The sequence below is a fragment of the Kocuria flava genome (genome assembly GCF_001482365.1).
GTDB lineage: Bacteria > Actinomycetota > Actinomycetes > Actinomycetales > Micrococcaceae > Kocuria > Kocuria flava.
Genome location: NZ_CP013254.1, coordinates 3,435,314 through 3,450,772 on the forward strand (window position 1 = coordinate 3,435,314; position 15,459 = coordinate 3,450,772).

Annotated in this window: 14 protein-coding genes and 1 pseudogene; 8 read left to right on the plus strand and 7 right to left on the minus strand. The window is 75.7% G+C overall.

Features of this window, described 5'->3' with window-relative positions; genetic code table 11:
• Positions 1-35: 35 nt before the first annotated feature.
• From AS188_RS15335 to AS188_RS15350, 4 genes and pseudogenes are all read left to right on the plus strand, one after another.
• On the plus strand, positions 36-1,571 hold the full coding sequence (locus AS188_RS15335; protein WP_058859563.1) for a SulP family inorganic anion transporter: 1,536 nt from the start codon (positions 36-38) through the stop codon (positions 1,569-1,571).
• A 137-nt stretch (positions 1,572-1,708) separates the two neighbouring features.
• Positions 1,709-2,605: pseudogene (locus AS188_RS17785) on the plus strand (acyltransferase family protein); the annotation flags it as partial.
• Between the two features lie 462 nt (positions 2,606-3,067).
• The gene (locus AS188_RS17790; protein ID WP_335339151.1) at positions 3,068-3,682 is read left to right on the plus strand and encodes an SGNH hydrolase domain-containing protein; all 615 of its coding nucleotides are present in this window, start codon (positions 3,068-3,070) and stop codon (positions 3,680-3,682) included.
• Positions 3,683-3,763: 81 nt separating this feature from the next.
• Positions 3,764-4,192 carry a VOC family protein gene (locus AS188_RS15350; protein WP_058859566.1) on the plus strand — a complete coding sequence of 143 codons (429 nt, stop codon included), beginning with the start codon at positions 3,764-3,766 and terminating at the stop codon, positions 4,190-4,192.
• 39 nt (positions 4,193-4,231) lie between these two features.
• Here the strand turns inward: AS188_RS15350 and AS188_RS15355 are convergent, their stop codons facing one another.
• Together AS188_RS15355 and AS188_RS15360 are read right to left on the minus strand one after the other, a co-directional pair.
• Positions 4,232-4,774, minus strand: coding sequence for a DinB family protein (locus AS188_RS15355; protein ID WP_058859567.1), 543 nt, complete (start codon positions 4,772-4,774; stop codon positions 4,232-4,234).
• A 60-nt stretch (positions 4,775-4,834) separates the two neighbouring features.
• A complete protein-coding gene (locus AS188_RS15360) occupies positions 4,835-5,368 on the minus strand; it encodes a hypothetical protein (RefSeq protein ID WP_083529502.1) in 534 nt (177 codons plus the stop codon).
• Between the two features lie 58 nt (positions 5,369-5,426).
• On the opposite strand from AS188_RS15360, the gene AS188_RS15365 reads away from it, so the two are divergent.
• Both AS188_RS15365 and AS188_RS15370 read left to right on the plus strand, forming a co-directional pair.
• Complete coding sequence (locus AS188_RS15365; RefSeq protein ID WP_058859568.1) at positions 5,427-6,164, plus strand: HAD family hydrolase; 738 nt, start codon at positions 5,427-5,429, stop codon at positions 6,162-6,164.
• A gap of 3 nt (positions 6,165-6,167) precedes the next feature.
• Complete coding sequence (locus tag AS188_RS15370; protein WP_058859569.1) at positions 6,168-6,845, plus strand: HAD family hydrolase; 678 nt, start codon at positions 6,168-6,170, stop codon at positions 6,843-6,845.
• Positions 6,846-6,948: 103 nt separating this feature from the next.
• On the opposite strand, the gene AS188_RS15375 is transcribed toward AS188_RS15370, so the two are convergent.
• From AS188_RS15375 to AS188_RS15385, 3 genes are all read right to left on the minus strand, one after another.
• On the minus strand, positions 6,949-8,529 hold the full coding sequence (locus tag AS188_RS15375; protein WP_058859570.1) for a DEAD/DEAH box helicase: 1,581 nt from the start codon (positions 8,527-8,529) through the stop codon (positions 6,949-6,951).
• A gap of 319 nt (positions 8,530-8,848) precedes the next feature.
• Positions 8,849-9,064, minus strand: coding sequence for a hypothetical protein (locus AS188_RS15380; RefSeq protein WP_058859571.1), 216 nt, complete (start codon positions 9,062-9,064; stop codon positions 8,849-8,851).
• 30 nt (positions 9,065-9,094) lie between these two features.
• Positions 9,095-9,847, minus strand: a complete 753-nt coding sequence (locus tag AS188_RS15385; protein WP_058859572.1) for an SDR family NAD(P)-dependent oxidoreductase — start codon at positions 9,845-9,847, stop codon at positions 9,095-9,097.
• Between the two features lie 235 nt (positions 9,848-10,082).
• Here AS188_RS15385 and AS188_RS15390 point away from each other — a divergent pair, with 235 nt between their 5' ends.
• Together AS188_RS15390 and AS188_RS15395 are read left to right on the plus strand one after the other, a co-directional pair.
• On the plus strand, positions 10,083-10,478 hold the full coding sequence (locus AS188_RS15390; RefSeq protein WP_058859573.1) for a hypothetical protein: 396 nt from the start codon (positions 10,083-10,085) through the stop codon (positions 10,476-10,478).
• A gap of 291 nt (positions 10,479-10,769) precedes the next feature.
• Positions 10,770-12,644, plus strand: a complete 1,875-nt coding sequence (locus AS188_RS15395; protein ID WP_147050405.1) for an HNH endonuclease signature motif containing protein — start codon at positions 10,770-10,772, stop codon at positions 12,642-12,644.
• Positions 12,645-12,952: 308 nt separating this feature from the next.
• Here the strand turns inward: AS188_RS15395 and AS188_RS15400 are convergent, their stop codons facing one another.
• Together AS188_RS15400 and AS188_RS15405 are read right to left on the minus strand one after the other, a co-directional pair.
• Positions 12,953-13,828, minus strand: a complete 876-nt coding sequence (locus AS188_RS15400; protein ID WP_083529503.1) for a D-hexose-6-phosphate mutarotase — start codon at positions 13,826-13,828, stop codon at positions 12,953-12,955.
• Positions 13,829-13,907: 79 nt separating this feature from the next.
• Positions 13,908-15,353, minus strand: coding sequence for an alanine/glycine:cation symporter family protein (locus AS188_RS15405; protein ID WP_058859575.1), 1,446 nt, complete (start codon positions 15,351-15,353; stop codon positions 13,908-13,910).
• Between the last annotated feature and the right edge of the window lie 106 nt (positions 15,354-15,459).

A 15,459-nucleotide genomic window follows, 5' to 3' on the forward strand; every position in this document is an offset into this window, starting at 1 on the left:
TCCCCGCGGGACCGTCTTCCCCCAGGAGCTTACGCATGTCCACCGTCGCCGAGGGCCGCCCCGCGGGCCGCAGCACCGCCGCCACCCCCGAGGAGCGCGGCTCCGTCCGGCTCGCCCTGCGCAACCCGCGGTGGCTCAAGACGGAGGTCCTGGCCGGGCTCGTCGTGGCCCTGGCCCTGATCCCCGAGGCCATCGCGTTCTCGATCATCGCCGGGGTGGACCCGCGGCTCGGGCTCTTCGCCTCCTTCACGATGGCGGTGACCACCGCGGTGCTGGGCGGGCGCCCCGCCATGATCTCCGCGGCCACGGGGGCCGTCGCCCTCGTCATCGCCCCGCTGGTCGCCTCCCACGGCATCGACCACTTCCTCGCCGCCGTGATCCTCGCCGGGATCTTCCAGGTGGTCCTGGCCCTCGTGGGGGCCGCGCGGCTGATGCGCTTCGTCCCCCGCTCGGTGATGGTGGGCTTCGTCAACGCGCTGGCGATCCTCATCTTCAGCTCGCAGGTCCCCGAGCTGCTGGGCGTGCCGTGGGCCGTGTACCCGCTGACGGCCCTGGGGCTGCTCGTCGTCTTCCTGCTGCCGCGGCTCACCACCGTGGTCCCGGCCCCGCTGGTCGCGATCGTCGTGATCACCGCGCTCGTGGTGGCCCTCGGCACGGACGTGCCCACGGTGGGCGACAAGGGCGAGCTGCCCGAGTCGCTGCCGGTGCTGCTGCTGCCCGACGTGCCCCTGACCCTGGAGACCTTCCGGATCATCGCCCCGTTCTCCCTCACCATGGCGCTCGTGGGCCTGATGGAGTCGCTGATGACCGCCAAGCTCGTCGACGACATCACCGACACCCGCTCGGACAAGACCCGCGAGTCCTGGGCGCAGGGCGTGGCCAACACCGTCACCGGCCTGTTCGGCGGCATGGGCGGGTGCGCGATGATCGGCCAGACCATGATCAACGTGAAGGCCTCCGGGGCCCGCACCCGGATCTCGACGTTCCTGGCCGGCGTGTTCCTGCTGGTGCTGGTGGTCAGCCTCGGCGACGTCGTCGCCGTGATCCCCATGGCGGCGCTGGTGGCGATCATGATCTTCGTCTCCTGGGCCACCTTCGACTGGCACTCCGTGCGCCCCTCGACCCTGGGCCGGATGCCGCTGCCCGAGACGCTGGTGATGGTCTCGACGGTCGTGGTCACGGTCTGGACCCACAACCTCGCCCTGGGCGTGGTCGTGGGCGTGCTCGTGGCGATGATCGCCTTCGCCCGCCGCGTGGCCCACCTCGTCCGCGTGGACCGCGAGGTCGTGGCGCAGGACGGCGAGCCGGTCGCCCGGTACACCGTGCACGGCGAGCTGTTCTTCGCCTCCTCCAACGACCTCTACACGATGTTCGACTACGCAGGGGATCCCCAGCGGGTCGTGATCGACTTCGAGGACTCCCACCTGTGGGACGCCTCGACGGTGGCGGCGCTGGACGCGGTCACCGACAAGTACGCGCACTACGGCAAGGACGTCCGGATCACCGGGCTCAACCAGGCCAGCCGCCGGATGCGCGTGCGGCTGGGCGGCCTGCTCAACCAGGACCACTGAACCCCCGAGGACCGCTCCCCGTGGCACTGCTGACCCCCGCCCGCCCGCACGCCCCCCGCACGGGGACCGCCCCGCCGCGCAGCCCGTCCCTCCAGGGGCTGCGCGGGGTCGCGGTGCTGCTCGTGGTGGCCTTCCACGTGTTCACCGACCGGGTCTCGGGCGGGGTGGACGTCTTCTTCGTCCTCTCCGCGTTCCTGCTCACCGGCACGTTCGTGCGCCGGGCCGAGGCCGGCCGGCCGCTCGAGCTGCGCGCGTACTGGCTGCGGACGTTCTCCCGCCTGCTCGGTCCGCTCGCGGTGGTGCTGCTGGCCGTGCTCGCGGCCGTGCTCGCCCTGTTCCCGCCCAGCCGCTGGGAGGAGCTGTTCGGCCACGCGTGGGGCAGCCTGCTGCACGTGCAGAACTGGGTGCTGGCCGCCGAGGCGGTCGACTACTACGCGGGCGGCGGCGCGGCCTCCACGCCGCTGCAGCACACCTGGTCGCTGTCCCTGCAGGGACAGGTGTTCCTCGTGTGGCCGCTGCTGCTCGCCGGGACCGCCTGGGCCTCCCGCCGCACCGGTCTGCCCTTCCGCCGGCTGGCCGCCGCCCTGTTCGGGGCCCTGTTCGCCGCCTCCCTCACCTGGTCGGCCGCCTCGACCGCGGCCGAGCCGCAGGGCGCCTACTTCGACTCGTTCGCGCGGGTGTGAGAGTTCGCCCTCGGGTCCCTGGCCGCGCTCGCGGTGGCCGCGCTCCCCCGGCCCGCGGAGGGGGCGGGCCCGCTGCGCCGCCACGGCGCGGCGGCCCTGGGCTGGGCCGGTCTCGGCACGGTCGTGGCCACCCCGTTCCTGGTCGACGCGCACACGCGCTTCCCCGGCACCGCAGCCCTCGCCCCGACCGCGGGTGCGGCCGCGGTGCTGCTGGCCGCCGCCCTGGCCCCGCGCACCGGCTGGGGTGCGGACCGGCTGCTGGCCGCCCCGGTGCTGACCTGGTTCGGGGACCGGGCCTACGGCATCTACCTCTGGCACTGGCCGCTGCTGGTCACCTACGCGCTGGTCCTCTTCCGGGAGGACGTGCCGGTGCTGCACGGGGTCGGGATCCTCGCGGCGTCCCTGCTGCTGACCCGCCTCACCGGCCCGCTCGTGCGGCTTCCCGGTCTGCTCGCGCCGCTGCTGCGGGCGCGGCTGCGCCGGCCGGTGACCGGTGAGCTCGCCCGGCTGGTGACGGCCCTCGCCCTCGTGGCCGTGCCGGTGGGCGCCGCCCAGGCCGGCAACACGGTGCGCGTCGCCCAGCAGCAGGCCGTGGAGCGGGCCCCGCAGAACTATCCGGGGGCGGCCGTGCTCCGCGGGGAGGCCGAGGCCCCGGCGGGGGTGCCGCTGATCCCCACCGGGGCCGAGCGGGAGTCGGAGTGGGGCGAGACCGGGCTGCCGTGCTCCCCGGAGGAGGGGGCCGAGGCGCTCGCCGGGCTCGGCGACTGCTGGTCCGTCGGGCCCACGGACGGCTCGGCCCCCACCCGCACGCTCGTGGTCATCGGCGACTCCCACGCGATGCAGCTGCTCACCCCCGTCACCCGGGCCGCCGAGCGGCAGGGCTGGTCCGTGGTCAGCTACCTGCGGATGGGCTGCCGCTACACGGGACCGGCGGCACCGGTCGACGAGGACTGCGCCGCGTTCAACGCGGCCGCCCGGGACGCGGCCCTGGCCCGCGACCCGGACGCCGTGGTCACGGTCGGCACCCGCAGCCTGCCCGCGGCCCCGCACGAGGAGCTCGTGGAGGGCTGGGAGGAGGGCGCCGCCCCGTTCCTGGACGCCGGGGTGCCGGTCGTGGCGTTCCGGGACAACCCGCGCTTCCCCTTCGACATGTTCGAGTGCGTCGAGACCTACGGCGCGGGCCACCCCCGCTGCAACGTCCCGCGCGAGCAGGCCCTGCAGGGAACCGACCCGCTGCTCGAGGTCGCCGCACGGCACGAGGACGTGCGGGTCGTGGACCTCACCGACCGGCTGTGCACCGAGGACGTCTGCCCGGCGGTGGTCGGCAACATCGTCGTCTACCGCGACCTCGACCACCTCACGTCCACGTACGCGGCGACCCTCACCCCGGACGTCGAGCAGCGCCTGCGCGCGGCCCTGGGCTGGTGACGGGGCGGGGCGGCCGGGTCCCGTAGCATCGGGGGCCCCGGGCCCGGCGCGGGCCCGCAGCACCACGCCCCGGAGGCCGCCATGGACCAGCACGTGCACGTCGTCACCCTCGCCACCCCGGACCTCGACGCCGCCCGCGCCTTCTACGCCGGGGGCCTCGGCTGGGAGCCGCTGCTCGACGTCCCCGGCGAGATCCTGTTCTTCCGGATCGCGCCCGGGACGGTGCTGGCCCTCTTCGAGGCGGCGAAGTTCGCGGCCGACCTCGGCCTGCCCGCCCCGGTCGCGCCGGCGGGCCTGACCCTGGCGCACAACGTGGCGGACCCCGACGGGGTCCGCCGGCTCGCCGCGGACATGGCGGCCGCGGGCGGGACGGTCCTGACCCCGCCGCAGGACGGGGCCTTCGGCGGGGTCTTCCACGCGCTCGTGGCCGACCCCGGCGGGGTCGTGTGGGAGATCGCGCACAACCCCGGCTGGCGCGTCGACGACGACGGGACCGTGCACCTGGGCTGAGCCCGGCCCGCCGGGCCCGCCCGGGACGGGAGGGGCGGCTCAGCCGCGGACGTCGGCGCGCAGGTGGTGCTCGACGTCGTGCAGGAAGTACTTCGCGAAGCTCGCGACCGTGAAGGCCTTGCCGTCGCCGCGGCGGCCGGGACGCTCCCACCGGTCCTCCTCCACCGCGTCGAACGCGTCGGCGGTCGCGCGCAGCTCCTGCGCCAGCTGCCCGGAGACCTCGTAGGGGTCCTGCAGGTTGTAGCGGTCCTGCACCGCGGCGGCGTCCTGGTCCCAGTCGGGGAAGACCGGGTCGTCCTCCTCGAGCATCAGCCGCAGCCGCTCGCGGAACACCCGGCACAGGTCCCGCACGTGGCAGCCGTACTCCAGGGGCGACCACGTGCCCGGCCGCGGCCGCTCGGTCAGCCCGCGGCGGTCCAGCGCCGCGTTCCAGGCCTCGACGGTCTCCCGGGCCCGGTCGCCCGTGGTGCGCACGTCGTAGTCGGGGTCGAAGCCGCACTCGGCGCAGCCGCCGTCGAGGACGGCCGTCCAGTCCTTGGTCTCCGGCGGCACGGGCGAGATGTCCGGGGTGGCGTCGCTCATGCCGCCGATGCTACCGCTCCGGTCCCCGCACGACCCGGCGGGCTCCCGGCCCGGGCGTGGTCACAGGCCCTGCCGGTCGAGGATCTCGTCCTCGCTCAGCGGCTCCCCCCGCTGGATCCGCCGGGTGCGCCGCAGGTCGGTGGCGGCCAGGGCCAGCGCGGCGCCGGCGGTGACGGCCGAGAGGATCCCGAGGGTGTTGGCGAAGCCCGCCGAGAGCCCGAGCAGCCCGGGCCCGGCCAGCTCGGTCAGCAGGGAGGCCCCGCGCCCGTCGACCCGGTCGGGCAGCACCGCCCCGAAGGCCAGCACCACCGCCCACGCCCCGGCGGTCGTCAGGCACGCCCGCAGCGACGCGCCGGCGGGCACGTGGGCGCGCGCGTCGCGGCGCAGCACCACGGCTCCGGCGCCCAGCAGGACCCCCAGCGGCAGGGCCAGGGCCGTGGCGTGCACGGGCACGAGCTCCCCGGCGGCGCCGGCGAGGCCGCGGCCGGCGGCGACCCACAGGGCGAGCAGCACGGCGGCGGACGGGGCGAGGGCGGGCACGAGCCGCTGCACGGGGGTGCTGCGGCCCGGGACGGGAGCGAGGGCGTCGGGCACGGCCGCCAGTCTACGGCGGCCCGCAGCGGCCGGGGCCCCGGCCGATAGGCTGGTGACCATGTCGTCCCCCGGATTCCCCAGCGCCGTCCTGTTCGACCACGACGGGACCCTCGTCGACACCGAGCCCCTGTGGGAGCGGGCCAAGCAGAACCTGGCCGCCGAGCACGGCGCCGTGTGGACGGCCGAGGACACGGACGCGACCCTGGGCCGACCCGTCGCCGCGACGCTCGAGCGGCTGCGGCGGATCGGGGTGCGGCTGGGCGACGACGACCTGTTCGCCGCGGTCTTCGAGCACAGCGTCCGGGTCCTCGAGGGCGAGCGGCTGGAATTCATCGACGGGATCGGCGCGCTGCTCGACGAGCTGGCCGCCGCCGGGATCCCCGCGGCGATCGTCACGAACGCGAGCTCGGCGATGGCCCGGCACACCGCCTCCGCCGCCCCCGAGGACCTCTTCCGGGTGGTCGTCGGCACCGACGAGTACGCCGAGGGGGTCCGCCCGAAGCCCGACCCCGACGCCTACCTCACCGCGGCCCGGCGCCTGGGCGTGGACCCGGCCCGGTGCGTCGTGGTGGAGGACTCCCCCGCCGGCGCCGCGGCCGGGGTGGCCGCGGGCATCCCCGTGGTCGTGGTCCCCGGCGCGCAGCGCGTGGCCCCGGGCCCGGGCATCACCCACGTGGCCCGCCACCGGGACCTGACCCTCGAGCTGCTGCGCTCGCTCGCGGCGCGGCAGCCGTCGTCGTCCCCGGAATCGGCCGGGGTGCCGGCCGCGGTGTGCGTCCCGGCGCGGGAGGCCTGAGCCGTGGCCGGGCACCCCGAGGACCGCGCCCCCGCCCTGCCGGCCGCCGTCCTGTTCGACCACGATGGCACGCTCGTGGACACCGAGCCCCTGTGGGCCGTGGCCAAGCGTGCCGTGGCCGCCCGCCACGGCACGACGTGGCACGAGGCCGACGACCTCGCCACCCTGGGCCGCACCGTGCCCGAGTCGGCCCGGCTGATGCTCGAGCGCGGCGCCGACGGGACCGTCGAGGGCCTCACGGCCGAGCTGGGCCGCGAGGTCGCCGCCGCGCTGACCGGGGAGGTGCCGTTCCTCCCGGGCGTGCGGGCGCTGCTCGACGAGCTGGCCGCCGCGGGCGTCCCGGGGGCGGTCGTGACGAACGCGCTCACCGTCGTCGCCCGGGGCACCGCCGCGGGGGCGCCCGAGGTGCTGCGCGAGGTGGTCTCGCAGGAGGACGTCGAGCACCCGAAACCGCACCCCGAGCCCTACCTGCTGGCCGCCCGCCGGCTGGGTGTGGACCCGGCCCGGTGCGTGGCCGTCGAGGACTCCCCGACCGGCGCCGCCAGCGCGGCCGCCGCGGGCATGCCCGTGGTCGTGGTCCCCGGCGACGTGCCCGTGACCCCCGCGCCCGGCCTGCACCTGGTGGACGCGCACACGGACGTCACCCTCGACCTGCTGCGCTCGCTGCTGCCGCCCGCCTGACACCGGCCCTCCCGTCGACGCGACGAGGGCGCGGCCCGTCCGTGCTGCCCGGAGGCAGGAACGGACGGGCCGCGCCCTCGTGGGTCCCGGAGCGGGACGCGGGTCAGCGGGTGGCCGCGCCCTGGGGAGCCGTGGCCCGGCGCGGGCCGCGGCTGCGGCGGCGCGCGGCGGCGGCCTGGGTGGCGCGGTCCGGGGCGGACTGCGTCGTGTAGGCCGGCGCGGAGGCCGCGGAGCGGGCCGTGGCCCGGGGCGCGGAGCCGGCGCGGGCGCCGCCGCGGCCCGAGGCCGCGGGACGCTGCTCGCGCCCGCCGCGGGGCTGGTCCTCGCGGGAGCGGCCCGGACCGGACTGGCCGGCACGGCCCTGGCCGTCGCGGGACGGCCCGCCGCGGCCCTGGCCGTCACGGGTGCGGCCGGGGCCGGACTGGCCGTCCCGGCCCTGACCGCCGCGGCCGCGGCCGCCGGTGCCGCCGCCCTGCTGCTGGACCGGCGGGGCCGTCCAGGCGACCTTCTCGGCGCGCTCGCCCACCAGCTCGGCCACGGCCGGGGAGGTGACGGTCACGGTCTCGAACTCGGCCGTCACGCCCGCCGCCTTCATGAGCTGGGTGACCTCGCGGCGCTCCTCGCGGGTGGCCACCGTGACCACGGAGCCGGAGGCGCCGGCGCGGGCGGTGCGCCCGGAGCGGTGCAGGTAGGACTTGTGCTCGGTGGGCGGGTCGACGTGGACGACCAGCTCCACCTCGTCGACGTGCACGCCGCGGGCGGCGACGTCGGTGGCCACGAGCACCCGCACGTCCCCGGAGGAGAACTGGGCGAGGTTGCGGTCGCGGGCGTTCTGCGAGAGGTTCCCGTGCAGGTCCACCGCGGGGATCCCCGACTGCGTGAGCTTGCGGGCCATCTTCTTGGCGCGGTGCTTGGTGCGCGTGAACATCACGCGGCGGCCCGTGCCGGAGGCCAGGGCCTCGACGAGCTCCTGCTTCTCGTCCGCGTCCACGACGAGCACGTGGTGCTCCATGGTGGACACGGCCGCCTGCGGGGCGTCGACGGAGTGCTTGACCGGGTTGGACAGGAACTGCTTGACCAGCTTGTCCACGCCGCCGTCGAGGGTCGCGGAGAACAGCAGCCGCTGACCGCCCTGCGGGGTGCGCTTGAGGATGCGGGTGACCACGGGCAGGAAGCCCATGTCGGCCATGTGGTCGGCCTCGTCGATGACGGTCACGCGGACGTCGTCGAGGGTGAGGACACCCTGTTTGAGCAGGTCCTCGAGCCGGCCGGGGCAGGCGATGACGATGTCCGCGCCGCGGGCCAGGGCCTTCTCCTGGTTCTTCTGCGACACGCCGCCGAAGATCACGGTGGTGCTCAGCCCGGCGGCCTCGGCGATGGGGGCCACGGTGCGGTCGATCTGGGTCGCGAGCTCACGGGTCGGTGCGAGCACCAGACCGGTGGGCCGGTTGGCCCGGCGTGCGGCGCGGGCGCCGTTGCCGGTCATCCCGGCGAGCCGGGAGACCAGCGGGAGCGCGAACGCCACGGTCTTGCCGGAGCCCGTCCGGCCGCGGCCGAGCACGTCGCGGCCGGCCAGCGAGTCGGGGAGGGTCTTCTCCTGGATGGGGAATGCCTGGTCGATGCCCTGCTGGGCGAGGACGGCGGAGAGGGCCTCGGGCACGCCGAGGTCGGTGAAGGTAGTCAAAACGGGGGATACGTCTTTCGATCGTCGTCCCGGCGGGAAGTGTGTCGACGCCGGGTGCGCCGAAGAACTCCTGGAGCCCCTGCGAGCGGGCTGAGACCGTCTGGGACGGTGCCGCGCTGGACAAAGAAACGGGGGGTGCTCGACGCCTGCCTGCGTCCCCGTCGTCGGGGAGCAGTGCCATGTGCAATGACCCCACCCTACAGCACCGGGCGTGCGGGACGGCCGTGGTGTGGCGGAGCACACCGCAGCGGGGCGGGCAGCGCGTTGCCGGAGCGCACGGGACGGCGCCGCCCCGGGGCCGGGGCGGCGCCGGCCCGTGCTACTTGAGCAGCCGGCGGAGCAGGTCCCCCACCCCGATCGTCGTCCGCCGGTGGACCGCGTTGTGGGCGGCCCGCCGCGGGTCGCGCACCCAGCCGGTGCCGGGGCGGCCGTAGCCGGGGACGACCGCCCGCTTGATGCTGCGCTTGACCCGCCCGGTCGTGCGGGCCCGCAGCGAGCTCAGCGGGCGGGGCCTGCGGATGCCGAACGTCACCATGGGATCCTCCTGGACTCCGGGGCCATCAGGCTACAGCGCGGTGTACCCGCCGTCGACGAGGTAGTAGCCGCCGGTGAGGAAGGACGCCTCGTCGGAGAGCAGGAAGGTCACGAGCGCGGCGACCTCCTCGGACCGGCCGAGACGGCCCATCGGGTGCCGTGCGACCAGGGCCTCGCGCACGGCGGGCTCGATGCTGCTCAGCAGCGGGGTGTCGATGTAGGCGGGACCCACGGAGTTGATCCGCACCCCGCGCTGGCCGTAGTCCACGGCCGCCTGCTTCGTCAGCCCGACCACCCCGTGCTTGGCCGCGGTGTAGGCGCTGTTGCCCAGCGCGGTGGCCACGGTGCCGTGGATCGAGGCCATGTTGACGACGGCCCCGCCGCCGGCCTGCTCGATCGCCGGCAGCTGGTGGCGCATGCCGTACATCACCGAGTGCAGGTCGATCTCCACGGTGCGCCGCCAGGCGTCGAGGTCCGTCTCCCCGACCGCGTCGGTCTGCCCGCCGACCCCGGCGTTGTTGACCGCCAGGTGGAGGCCGCCGTAGGTCTGCTGGGCGAACTCGACGGCCGCCCGGTTCTCCTCGGCGTTCGCGACGTCGAGGCGGAACCCGGCGGCGTCCCCGCCGGCGGCCATGATCGCCTGGACGACGTCGTCGATCCTGTTCGTGTCGATGTCGGTGACCACGACCTTGGCGCCCCGGGCCGCGAGGTCCTTGGCGCAGGCCTCGCCGATGCCGGAGGCGGCGCCGGTGACGAGGGCGACCTTGCCGGTGAGATCGGTCATCAGATGCTCCTTCCCCGGGGCCCCGCAGGTCCCCGGCGGTGATCCGCGGACGGTCCGCTGCCCCCAGTCTGGCCGGCCGCGGCCGCGTTGGGGAGAGCACGCGCCGCCGGGGGCGGGTCGGCCGGACGCCCGGTCGGCGGTGGGCCGGGTGCCGCTCCCGGCCGGGCCCGGCACCCGGCCCGCTGATAGGGTGATTGACGACTCAACCATCCCCTCCTCCCCGAAAGGACCGACCATGAGCCTCTCCAACGCGATCCTCCGCGGCGTCTCCGGCGCCTACCTGCTCCAGTCCGGCTACGGCAAGAAGGACCTGCCCGTCGAGGCCGCCGAGGGCCTGAAGCAGTTCGCCGCCACCGGCGTGCCGCAGTTCCAGGAGTGGGACTCCGCGACCTTCGGCAAGTTCGTGGCCTGGTCGGAGATGGGCATCGGCGCGGCCCTGCTCACCCCGTTCGTCAACAAGCGCGTGGCCGGGCTGGCGCTGGGTGCCTTCTCCGCCGGTCTGCTGGCGATGTACTTCCGCAACCCGGAGATGACCCAGGAGGACGGCGTCCGCCCGTCCGAGGCCGGCACCGGCCTGTCCAAGGACCTCTTCCTCGCCGCGATCGCCGGCGCCCTGGTGACCTCCCGCTAGGTCCGGCCTGCGCTCCGCCGCCGCGTGCCGCCCCTCCTCCGGGAGGGGCGGCACGTCGCGTTCCGGGACGCGCGTGCGTGCGGTGCTCCGGCCCCGGGGGCGCCTCACGGCCGGGAATCCCGCTGCGCGTCCCGGGTGCTGCGGCGGGCCCGGGGCCCGGCCGGCGCGGCTCCGGGACCGCGCCCCGGGTTCGGCGGCTCCCGGGGGCGGGACGGCACCGGTCGCGCCGCGGTCCGGTCACCTCTGCGCGGGCCCGCTTACGGTGTCCGCGGCGGCCGGGAGAATGGGGCCATGACGACGACGGCGCACCGCCGCTCCCGTCCCGCTCCGGGTCCTGACGTCCCCTCCCCCGCCGGGGGAAGGGCGCCGGAGCACGGTCCCGCTCCCCAGGCCGCGGACCTGGTGCAGGACCTCGTCGACTCCGCGGCCCGTGAGGCGCGGGAGGCCGGGCACCAGCTGCGCGTGCTGCACCGTCTCTGGGTGCTGGCGCGGACGGAGCAGCGAGCCCGCGGCGCAGCCGGCACGCGCGCGGCCGAGCGCGAGGCCGTGCTCGACGTCGCCGACGAGATCGGTCCCGCCCTGCGCCTCTCGGCCGGCGCGGCCGTGGCGCGGGTGCGCGAGGCGGTGGTGCTCGGCGGGCTCGAGGCGGGCCGTTTCGGCTCCCGGCACGCCGCGGTGCTGGCCGAGCAGTGGCGCGAGCTCGTCGAGGACGCCCCGGAGGCGGAGCGGGCGCCCGCCGAGCTCGTCCGCCGGCTCGTGGCGGAGCTCGCGGAGCGCGCCCCGGAGAGCACCCCGGCGCAGCTGCGGGCGTGCGCGCGCCGGCGCCGGGCCGCGCTGCTCGCGGAGACCGTGGCCGTGCGCCACCGCAGGGCGCGGGAGCAGCGGCGCGTGTGGGTCGAAGCGGACGAGGACGGCATGGCGTGGTTGCACGCGCTGCTGGACGCCCCGACCGCTCTCGCGGCCGCGGACCGGCTCGACGCGCTCGTGGAGCGGCTCTCCCCGCCGGGTCCGTCAGGACGTACCGGCCTGCCCCGTGCCGGCCTGCCCCGTGCCGTGGTCCCGGCCGGCCCGCCGGATCCCGCCGTCGGGCGCCGCGCCGCCGTCGTCGTGCGTCCGGGGAGCCACACCGTGCCCGGGCCCCAGGCTGTCGTGACGGGGCCCTGCGGCCCGGCCCGCGGACGGGCGGACGGAACGGGCGGCCGTCTCGCCCCGGAGGAGCCCGAGTTGCCGGCGCGCACCCCGGCGCAGCGGCGGGCCGACGTCCTCGCCGACCTCCTGTTGGCCGGCGAGGTGCCGGACGACCCCTCGTTCCCGCGGGACGTGCGAGGACAGGTGACGGTGACGGTCCCGGCGCTGACCCTGCTGGAGGCCGCCCGGGGGCCCGGTGGTTCCCCGACCGCCCATGCTCCCGGCAGTCCGCCGGCGGCCGGAGGACCCGCGGACCTGCCGGCGGTCGTGCGGGGAACGGCTGCAGCCGTCCTCGCGGGCCACGGCCCGATCGACGCCGACGTCGCCGCCCGGCTCGCGGCCGGCGCCCCGTCCTGGCACCGGATCCTGGTGCACCCGGTCACCGGGGTGGTCCTCGACCACGACCGCACGACCTACGCGGTCCCTGCGGACCTGCGCCGCAGGCTGGTCCATCGCGACGTGACCTGCCGCTTCCCCGGCTGCCGCCGCCGGGCCGAGCGCTGCGACCTGGACCACACGGTGGCGTGGCAGGACGGCGGGACCACCGCCGCCGGCAACCTCGCGCACCTGTGCCGGCACCACCACCTCGTCAAGCACCGGGACGGCCCGCTGGGCCGCTGGACCGTGCGGCAGCTCGGCCCCTCTCCCGGCGGCGGCGTGCTGGAGTGGACCTCGCCTGCCGGCCGGATCCACCGCACGGTCCCCGAGAGAACCGGGTCACCGGTGGAGACCGGGGACCCCTGTGCCCTCCCGTCCGTCCCGCCTCCGGCGTCGGAGCGCGAGGGGACGCACTCCGCCGTCACGTGTGCCCGGGGCACCGCGGCACGGCCCGGTTCGCGCGCCCGGGCCACCGGCGGGCGGGACCGTTCACCGTCGCACGCGACCGCCGCGACCGCCGCGACCGCCGCGGCCCACGCGGCGGGTGCGGCACCTGCGGCCAGTGCGGCCAGTGCGGACGAGGACCCGCCACCGTTCTGAGCCTGGGTCCTCGTCCTCGTCCGGGCCCTCGTCTTCGTCCGCGGCATCGCCCCCGTGGCCGGGATTCGCCGTCCCGTCCGGAATCTCACCTTCTCGTCCGGGCACGCCCGTGCTCGTCCGGGAACGTCCGGGCACGTCCGGGAACGTCCGGGAACGTCCGGGCACGTCCGGGCACGTCCGCGCTCGTCCGGGAACGTCCGGGAACGTCCGCGCTCGTCCGGGTCCGGACGTCCCCGATCGAGCTCGAGCCCGCCCGCTCTCGACCAGGTCTTTCGGCGTCCGCCGGACCTCCCGACCTCGCCCGGGCCTCAGGCCGGGGACGCGCCCGGATCGCCGGGGAGCGTCTCGACAGCCACGCGGTAGCCCATCGTGTGGGTCTCCTCCGGCTCGAGGTGCACCGCGTTCCCCTGGACGTTGGCGCCCTCGACGCACACGAAGCCGCTCCACCCGTCCGCACCGACGTCGGGCAGGCCGGCGGCCTTCTCGGCCCAGGGGTTCCACACGACCGTCGTCGCCGAGCCGCGCTTGCGGATGCGCAGCGCCCGCCCCAGCACCGGGTCCACGACCCTGACGTCGGCCGAGGACTCGTACACGCGGTCGGTCTCCGCCGCCGGCTCGAGCGGCCCCTCCTGCAGGCAGCCGTCCCGGTCCGTGACCTTGTCCCGGTAGCGCGCGCCGTCGAGGCCCTCGATCCGGATCCTCCGCACGTCGCCGACGACGAGGTACGCGTGCAGCGCCTCCTCGAAGTCGAACCCGTGCTCGTCGGTGTTGGTCACGCTCAGCTCCAGCTCCAGCTCCGGGCCGAAGCGCACCACGTACTCCGCCTCGAACCGGTGCGGGAAGAGCGCGCGCAGGGCGGGGTCGGGCACGTCCTCCTCCGTGAAGCGGTACACCGCCACGGCCTCGTGGTCTGAGGACTCGAAGCTCTGCATCTCCCACGGGAGCGTGCGCACGAAGCCGTGCTTGGGCTCGAGGTCGCCGGAGGGGCCCTCGGCGAACCACGGGAAGCAGATCGGCACGCCCCCGCGCACCGCCCGCCCGCGCTCGAGCGCCGTGCTGGGCGAGAGCCACAGCACCGGCGCGTGCCCCGTGGGGATCCAGTCGACGACCTGCGCCCCCTGGTCGTGGACCAGGCCGGTCGCGTGCCTGCAGGAGAAGCGGCGGGGTGCGGGAAGTTCGCTCATGGCCCCAGGCTAGACCGAGGGCCCGGTCCCCGCGGGGAACCGGGCCCTCGCTCCGGCACGGGGCCGGAGGGCAGCGGGGTCAGCGGCCGGTGCGCTCGTAGGAGTCGATCGCCCCGGGGTGGCCCTCCATGAACGCCTCGACCTGCTTGCGGTCGGCGTGCAGCTTCGGGTCGTTGTCGAGGTAGTGCTTGGTCTCGCGGGCGATCAGCCCCGACAGGAGGAGCAGGCCGATGAGGTTCGGGATCGCCATGAGACCGTTCATCACGTCGGCGAAGTTCCACACCACGGCCAGCGGGACGGTGCAGCCCACGAACACCACGAGGGAGAACACGACCCGGTAGGGCATCACGGCCGGGCGCCCGAACAGGCGCTCCATGCAGCGCTCGCCGTAGTAGGCCCACCCGAGGATGGTCGAGTAGGCGAACATCACGAGGCCGACGGTCACGATGTAGTGCCCCCACTGCCCGGGCAGCCCGGAGCTGAAGGCGTCGCCGGTCATCGTGGCGGCGAAGTCGGCGCCCCTCTCCCAGACGCCGGTGGTGATGAGCACCAGTCCCGTGAAGCTCACCACGACGAGGGTGTCGATGAACGTCTGCGTCATGGAGACCAGGCCCTGGCGGACGGGGTGGGTGGTCTGGGCGGCGGCGGCCGCGATGGCCGCCGAGCCCATGCCCGACTCGTTGGAGAACAGGCCGCGGGCCACGCCCATCTGCACGGCCATCATGATCGCCGAACCGGCGAAGCCGCCGACGGCCGACGTGCCGGTGAAAGCGTCGGTGAAGATGAGGGCGATCGCGGCCGGCAGCTCCGCCACGTTGACGACGAGGATGAACAGCGCACCGAGCACGTAGAAGATGATCATGATCGGCACGAAGGCCGCCGTCACCCGGCCGATGGACTTGATGCCGCCCACGAGCACGGCGAAGGTGAACGCCGTCAGGACGATGCCGGTGAGCCAGGTGGGCAGGCCGAAGGAGCTCTCCACGTTGGAGGCGATGGAGTTGCCCTGGGTCATGTTGCCGATCCCGAAGGCGGCCAGGGCCGCCGCGACGGCGAAGAAGAGCGCCAGGAACTTCCCGAAGCCGCTGCGGATGCCGCGCTCGAGGTAGTACTGCGGGCCGCCCGAGATCTCGCCCTTGGCGTCGGTGGTGCGGTAGCGCACGGCCAGGAACGCCTCGGAGTACTTGGAGGCCATCCCGAGCAGGCCGGTCACCCACATCCAGAACAGCGCGCCGGGGCCGCCGATCGAGATGGCGGTGGCCACGCCCACGATGTTGCCGGTGCCCACGGTGGCCGCGAGCGCCGTCGTGAGGGCCTGGAACTGCGAGACGTCACCGCCGGAGGCCTCGGCGTCCTTGCGCTCGAACAGGGCCAGGCGCAGGGCGGAGCCGAGCTTGCGGAACTGCAGCCCGCCGAGCCGGACGGTCAGGTACAGGCCGGTCAGCAGCAGCAGGGGGATGAGGACGTAGGGCCCCCAGATGATGCCGCCCAGCGTGCCGAGGGCGGATTCGATGGACTGGAGCATGTGGTCTCCCGGGGATGTCGGGCCGATGAGGAAGCGGACACGGGCCGGCGGGTGTGACCGCCGTCTCGGCCGGAGGCATTGAATCACAGGTTGCCGTCCCGGGCGT

Excerpts from the sequence above, each read along its gene's own strand:
- AS188_RS15335 (WP_058859563.1), top strand. The coding sequence starts at position 36 with ATGTCCACCGTCGCCGAGGGCCGCCCCGCGGGCCGCAGCACCGCCGCC.
- AS188_RS15350 (WP_058859566.1), top strand. The coding sequence starts at position 3,764 with ATGGACCAGCACGTGCACGTCGTCACCCTCGCCACCCCGGACCTCGAC.
- AS188_RS15355 (WP_058859567.1), bottom strand. The coding sequence starts at position 4,774 with ATGAGCGACGCCACCCCGGACATCTCGCCCGTGCCGCCGGAGACCAAG.
- AS188_RS15365 (WP_058859568.1), top strand. The coding sequence starts at position 5,427 with ATGTCGTCCCCCGGATTCCCCAGCGCCGTCCTGTTCGACCACGACGGG.
- AS188_RS15380 (WP_058859571.1), bottom strand. The coding sequence starts at position 9,064 with ATGGTGACGTTCGGCATCCGCAGGCCCCGCCCGCTGAGCTCGCTGCGG.
- AS188_RS15385 (WP_058859572.1), bottom strand. The coding sequence starts at position 9,847 with ATGACCGATCTCACCGGCAAGGTCGCCCTCGTCACCGGCGCCGCCTCC.
- AS188_RS15390 (WP_058859573.1), top strand. The coding sequence starts at position 10,083 with ATGAGCCTCTCCAACGCGATCCTCCGCGGCGTCTCCGGCGCCTACCTG.
- AS188_RS15395 (WP_147050405.1), top strand. The coding sequence starts at position 10,770 with ATGACGACGACGGCGCACCGCCGCTCCCGTCCCGCTCCGGGTCCTGAC.
- AS188_RS15400 (WP_083529503.1), bottom strand. The coding sequence starts at position 13,828 with ATGAGCGAACTTCCCGCACCCCGCCGCTTCTCCTGCAGGCACGCGACC.
- AS188_RS15405 (WP_058859575.1), bottom strand. The coding sequence starts at position 15,353 with ATGCTCCAGTCCATCGAATCCGCCCTCGGCACGCTGGGCGGCATCATC.